Raw genomic sequence first — 5,676 nt, 5'->3', positions numbered from 1 at the left:
ACGCCGTCGTCCGACACCGGCAGCCGGTCACAGCTTGGGCTCGGTGTCATCCACCAGCGCCTCGATACGGGAGCCGTTTGGAGGGGGCGGTCTCCCGGCCGTCGTTCACCTGCTCGGGCCCGCCGTGGCCGTCGACGATCTTTCTGATCTACCCGGTGAGACGGCGGTTCCCAACAAGGTCGCCGAGCGGGCCTGCGGCGGCGAGGACCCAGGTCTCCAGCTCGTGCAGGGTGAGATGGGCGATGAACCGCGGGTCGCCAATCACCTCTTCGATCGCCTGCTCGACGGCCGTTACCTGGCTGAACGGGTCGGCGGCGAGGGGCCGTTGCGACATGCCCGGGGTATCGTTGGGTAGCCCGTAGTAGTCGACCATTGTGGTGGCAATGTCGACGGTCGGGTCCAGCAGGACTCGACGGATCTCCCCTTCGATGCGAGCCCAGCTGCTGACACCGCCACGGAGCGCGGGGCCACCGACGGTCGGTTTCGTGACCAGGATGGACTTGCGAACGTGGAAGCCGGCCTGCTCGAGGTGTGGCTGCAGGACGGAGTCGATGACCACGAACTCGCTCTGGCCCTCGGCGAGAAGATAGAGCGAGCGCACGAGGGTCAGCCGTCTTCCCGGGTGGGCAGGCCGCCGAGGATGTTCTTCTGCCACAGTTCGCCCAGCGAGTAGTCGTCCAGCCAGGCCGCGAGATCGGCTGGGTTGGGGCGGTGGAAGGTGGAGGTGCCGTCCGTTCGGTCGACGATGATGAGATCGACATGGTCGACATGGTCGACATGGTCGACATGGTCGACATGGTCGACATGGTCGACGAGGGGGACGGACTGGGTGGCCACGACGATCTGGCTGGTCTGGCTGGCGGAGCGCAGCATGCCGGCGAGCTGGACCAAGGCGAACGGGTGTAGGCCAAGTTCCGGCTCATCCAGAATGATCAATGGCTGTGGGTCGGGACACAGCAGCAGCGTGGCCAGGCAGATGAAGCGCAGGGTGCCGTCGGACAGCGACTCAGGGCCGAGGACCCCGTCCATACCGGCCTGCCGCCAGCGCAGCCGGACACCGGCATGTTCCCCCACCAGCACAAAGTCCCGGAAGAAGGGCGCAACCTGCCCGACGGCCCGCACAATTCGCCGGTAGGCTGCGGTGTCCTCGGTTGCCAGGCGTAGCAGATAGGCTGCCAGGTTCCCCGCGTCGGGGGCGAGCGTGAGGTTGTCCGCCGGGTTGGCGAACCGTTTCACCGGTGCGGTTCGGCTGGTGTCGTGAAAGTGGTGCACCCGGCAGCCGTCCAGGATCTCTGTCACCTGGCCCGCTGTCGCCCGTTCAGCCCGGCTGCCAGTCCTCCGGTGCAGCAGTGTCTCCCTGTGCCCATGGCCCAGCACTGCGGTCTCTGCCAGCCCGGAGATTTCCTCCGTTTCAAAGACCAGCTCATCGCGTGCGCTGGGGACCAGACGTGCCAGGTAGGCGTGTGGCGGCGCCTCTATCCGGACTGTGATCCCGGGCGTTCCGCCTCGCGGACCGCCGTGCAGCAGCGCCCCGGCGCCGCCGCGCAGCCCGACGAACAGCTGCAGATCCTCGTCGAGGATCCGCCCCAGCAGCTCCAGCGCGGAGACGAAGTTGCTCTTACCCGCCCCGTTCGGGCCGATCAGGACGTTCAGCCCACCCAGCCGGACCCGTGCCGAGCGGATTGAGGTGTACCCCTCAACCGTCACCGCCGCAAGGCGACCTGCCGTCACGCGATCACTCTACGACGGGCAGTGGCGCGGGGAACCCTCCACCTACCCATCGGGCGGACGGTGGTCCACGACGAAACCGCCAGGCAGCTGGCCGGCACGACCGTCCTGATCCCCTGAGATCAGGCGGTGCGGCGCTGGCCGGTGACTTTGGAGGTTGGCAGGCGGCCCGCCTTGGACTTGCCCGTCATGGTGTCGCCGTTGACGACCATGTCGAAGGTTAGGTTCAGGCGCAGGGGCTTGGTGATGGACTGGGACCAGGTGAGGCGGTCCCCGGCGAAGAGCGGGTCACCGAGGGCGGCTTCCTCACCGGATCCATGAGCGGTGCCGTTCAGGACACCGTCTTCGGCGTACAGGTCCACGACGGCGTTCATCGTGCCGATCGGCGTGGAGATGGCGAGGTCCCAGGTTCCTTCGACGGGCATGCGGGTGCTCCTGGCTACGAGAGAGGATTCAGGGAGAGCCTTGGTGGGGGGTGTGCCGCGAGGAGTCACAGGGCGATGGGGGTGGGGCCGTGGTCGCGCCAGACGACGCCGCGGCGTTCGTGCGCGAACAGCTGCTCGACGGCATGGGAGATCTGCGGCCCCAGTTCCCGCTCGAGCAGGTAGAGGCCCAGGTCCAGGCCCGAGGTGACGCCGGCACCGGTGACGAGGTCGCCGTCGTCGACGACGCGGGCGGCCACGGCGGTGGCGCCGGTGGCGTCAAGGAGATCCATACCCAGGTGGTGGGTGGTGGCGCGGCGGCCTTCCAGCAGGCCGGCCATAGCCAGGACGAGGGAGCCGCCGCACACGGTGGCCACCGTCAGTCCAGGGCGCCTCATCCCGGCCGCGAGCAGGCGGGGCAGATCGGTCTCGAGGGTGCGGCCCAGCAGCACCGGGATGGTTTCGTCACCGTTGCGTTCGGGCGTGGTTAGTCGTTCGGGCGTGGTCAGGTCGTCGTCTTCGGTGATTCTGCCGGAGGCGCCCGGGACCAGAATCAGGTCGGCACGTTCGGGGTCGAGCTGGGCGGTGGCCTCGAGCGCGAGGCCACCGATGCCGCTGACCACCTTGCGCGGGCCTTCGGCGGAGACAAGCTCCACGGTCAGCGCCCCGGCCGACACGGTGCCGCCGGCGTGGAGAACCTCGAACGGGGCGATGACATCGAGTGGATCGAAGCCGTCGAACAGGACAATCTGGGCACGCATGCGGGTCCTCTTTCCGGCGGATATGCCACTTCCCTGCTGGAACCGAAGCCCGAGGCTAGCCGGCGGGTCCGCCCCCACCCCAGTGACAGGAGTGTCAACTTCCAACGGAATATCGCCAATGGCAAAACCAGTGCTCCGCGGCATGAGAGCGAGCAGCTACACCGTGGAAGACGCTGCCTGGTAACGGTTGGCAGGAATACGGTGGCGACCTATGTTGCAGCCGTGCACACCGTCGCCGTCCTCGCGCTGAACCACGTGATCCCCTTCGACCTGGCCACCCCTATCGAGGTGTTCACCCGCACCCGCCTGCCCGACGGACGCCCCGGCTACCGGGTGCGCATCTGCGCCGACGGGCTCGACGTTGACGCCGGGCTGTTCACCCTGCACGCGCCATGGGGTCTGGAGGCGCTCGCCGATGCAGAAACGATCATTGTGCCCGGCGTCGCCGACCCGTCCCGACCCATCCCCGCCGCGGTCCACGACGCGCTGAAGAAAGCCGCGAGCGCCGGTACCCGGGTGGCGTCCATCTGCTCGGGCGCCTTCACCCTCGCCGCCGCCGGCCTGCTCAGCGGCCTGCGTGCCACCACCCACTGGATCGCCGCGGCCCAACTTGCCCGGGACTACCCGGACATCGACGTCGACCCCGACGTGCTTTACGTCGACAACGGGCAGATCCTCACCTCGGCCGGTGCCGCCGCGGGTCTGGACCTCTGCCTGCACCTGATCCGCCGCGACTACGGCTCCGCCGTCGCCGCCGACGCCGCCCGCTTGTCCGTGATGCCCCTGGAACGCGAGGGCGGCCAGGCTCAGTTCATCGTCCACGAACATCCCCCCGTCCCACACGGGTCGGCGATCGAGCCCCTGCTGTGCTGGATGCAGGACAATGCCGCCCGCGACCTCACCCTCAACGAGATCGCCGCACACGCCGCCATGAGCACCCGCACCCTGATGCGGCGCTTTCGCGAACAGACCGGCACCACTCCGTTGCAGTGGCTCCACCGCACCCGCATCCGCCAAGCCCAGTACCTCCTGGAAGCCACCGAGTACCCGGTGGAACGCATCGCCGCCCAGGTTGGCTTCGGCTCGCCCACCGCTTTCCGCGACCGCTTCAGACGCGTCACGGGCGTCAACCCCCACACCTACCGGCGCAGCTTCCGGCAGGGATCCACGCCAACATGATTGTTTAGAGCGACTGGCAATAGGGACGCGGCGTCGCGGGGCCAGGGCACGCACCTCGCGTCATCGCGCCCCGTCCATCGCCGCGCGATGCACGGGTACCCCCCCGGCTCGTCGGTCGCCACCCAACACCTCCGGTGGCTCCCTCCGCCACCTCGCGATGCACGCACCCCAGCCCCGCTCCTTGACCCACGCCCCTATTGCCGGGCGCTCTAAGCCGAGCTGTCGGGACCACTCCGCTGTCCGCTGCCTCCACTACAGGCCTGCGAGCGAGGTAACGCTTGCCTTGTGGGCCTGTCGCGGGGGCCCACCGCACGGTCAGGCGATCTTCAATTGCTCGTCGCCGAAGTCGACGATGACCTTGAGGGTTCCTCCGAGCGCCGCGACGTAGCGCTGTAGAACGTCCTGCGTGTGGAGACGTCGCCGTTCTCGATCTGGGAGATCCTGGCGGTACTCACGTCCATCCGGGACGCAACGTCAGCCTGGGTCAGCCCGCGGCGCTTGCGCAGTTCGGCCAACCGCCAGCCGCGCGCTTGGTCGAGCATCGCCCGGACAGCGGCATCGAAGGCTTCGGGCCCTCCCGCGGTCTCCACGGCCCGTTCCCGGTGCCCGCTGTCCCGCCACCGGCGTGGTTCAGTCATGCTCCAGCCTCCCCTCGTGCGTGCGTCGAGATAGTCCTCGTAGAGGCGTTCGGCCTCCGGGATCGCCGTGCGGTACCACCGGCTCCACTGACCGGACTTGTCCCCGGCCACGAGCAGCACCGCGGACCGGTACGGGTCGAACACAAACAAGATCATGATCTCGGTCCGCCCGGACGACGGCGGTCGCAACTCCTTCATGTTCGGAAGACGCGAGGCGGTCACCGTGTCCACCAAGGGACGCCCTCGGCATCGGCCGCCCCGACCTGGTCAGCCTGGTCTTCGACCGGCGCCTCATGCGCACGGGGCCGCGGGCGACACCCGACCGGCTCCGGACCCGGGTCATCACCGACGGCGTCACCCCGAGCCTGCACGTCGACTACAAACACGCCACGATCAAGCAAGTACCACACGGAGGGAAGGGCATCGAGCCAGTTGAGAGCACGCTCGGGCCTTCACCTCCGGACCTGAAGGCCCGCATCTCGGTAGCGCTTGGCTACACCCTGACCCGCGTCCCCCTGAACCACGGCCGCCACGCATGGACCTACGCCTGCACCAACCCCACTGCCTTCCTCCCTGCCGAACCATGGAGCCCCGACGAGTTCGCCCGCACCCACCTACCCGCCTACGTGGACCGCTGCACCGCATGGCGCCGCCGCCACGAGTCGAGCACATAGCCCGCACGTTGCCGAATCCCTCGTTTTAGAATAACCGCCGCGAATTGCATCGGATGCGAATACGCGTCGGTCTGCATGCGGCGCGTTCTGGAGTGGCTTTGACCTGGGGTTTCCTGGGTCCATCGCGGCTCAGCGAGTGATCGTATCGGGGGTGTCGGCGGGACTGTCTTGGGTCGATGACCAGCCGTTTCGCATCTGATGCGAAGGGTGGAGGTTGCGGTCAGTGGGGGATCGGGAGTCGGTGGCGGGTGCGGCGGGGCTGCATCTGGTGGCC

At 68.3% G+C, this 5,676-nt stretch carries 7 protein-coding genes; 2 read left to right on the top strand and 5 right to left on the bottom strand.

Annotated features, from left to right (window positions below; all coding sequences use genetic code 11):
- Positions 1-148: 148 nt before the first annotated feature.
- The 4 genes from MJ797_RS19605 to MJ797_RS19590 form a co-directional block, all read right to left on the bottom strand.
- A complete protein-coding gene (locus MJ797_RS19605) occupies positions 149-601 on the bottom strand; it encodes a DUF4276 family protein (protein WP_239337676.1) in 453 nt (150 codons plus the stop codon).
- Positions 602-606: 5 nt separating this feature from the next.
- Positions 607-1,731: an AAA family ATPase gene (locus tag MJ797_RS19600; RefSeq protein WP_239337673.1), complete on the bottom strand. Its 1,125-nt coding sequence runs from the start codon at positions 1,729-1,731 to the stop codon at positions 607-609.
- Positions 1,732-1,850: 119 nt separating this feature from the next.
- On the bottom strand, positions 1,851-2,153 hold the full coding sequence (locus MJ797_RS19595) for a hypothetical protein (protein WP_239337670.1): 303 nt from the start codon (positions 2,151-2,153) through the stop codon (positions 1,851-1,853).
- A gap of 65 nt (positions 2,154-2,218) precedes the next feature.
- Complete coding sequence (locus tag MJ797_RS19590; RefSeq protein ID WP_239337667.1) at positions 2,219-2,911, bottom strand: DJ-1/PfpI family protein; 693 nt, start codon at positions 2,909-2,911, stop codon at positions 2,219-2,221.
- Between the two features lie 222 nt (positions 2,912-3,133).
- On the opposite strand from MJ797_RS19590, the gene MJ797_RS19585 reads away from it, so the two are divergent.
- Positions 3,134-4,090 (top strand): GlxA family transcriptional regulator, encoded by a 957-nt coding sequence (locus MJ797_RS19585; RefSeq protein WP_374582620.1) that lies wholly within the window; start codon positions 3,134-3,136, stop codon positions 4,088-4,090.
- Positions 4,091-4,416: 326 nt separating this feature from the next.
- Here MJ797_RS19585 and MJ797_RS19580 read toward each other — a convergent pair whose 3' ends face one another.
- Complete coding sequence (locus tag MJ797_RS19580) at positions 4,417-4,950, bottom strand: helix-turn-helix domain-containing protein (protein ID WP_239337661.1); 534 nt, start codon at positions 4,948-4,950, stop codon at positions 4,417-4,419.
- A 71-nt stretch (positions 4,951-5,021) separates the two neighbouring features.
- Between MJ797_RS19580 and MJ797_RS19575 the strand changes: the two genes are divergently transcribed.
- Positions 5,022-5,402 carry a hypothetical protein gene (locus tag MJ797_RS19575; protein WP_239337658.1) on the top strand — a complete coding sequence of 127 codons (381 nt, stop codon included), beginning with the start codon at positions 5,022-5,024 and terminating at the stop codon, positions 5,400-5,402.
- The last annotated feature ends 274 nt before the right edge of the window (positions 5,403-5,676 follow it).

Origin of the sequence: Protofrankia sp. CiP3 (assembly GCF_917627345.1) — a bacterium.
Taxonomy (GTDB): domain Bacteria; phylum Actinomycetota; class Actinomycetes; order Frankiales; family Frankiaceae; genus Protofrankia.
Note: the sequence above shows the minus strand (reverse complement) of the source record. Positions and strands in the feature narration are given on the sequence as shown.

What these genes read in the sequence shown, in the direction of transcription:
- MJ797_RS19595 (WP_239337670.1), bottom strand. Translation starts at nt 2,153, where the DNA reads ATGCCCGTCGAAGGAACCTGGGACCTCGCCATCTCCACGCCGATCGGC.
- MJ797_RS19590 (WP_239337667.1), bottom strand. Translation starts at nt 2,911, where the DNA reads ATGCGTGCCCAGATTGTCCTGTTCGACGGCTTCGATCCACTCGATGTC.
- MJ797_RS19575 (WP_239337658.1), top strand. Translation starts at nt 5,022, where the DNA reads ATGCGCACGGGGCCGCGGGCGACACCCGACCGGCTCCGGACCCGGGTC.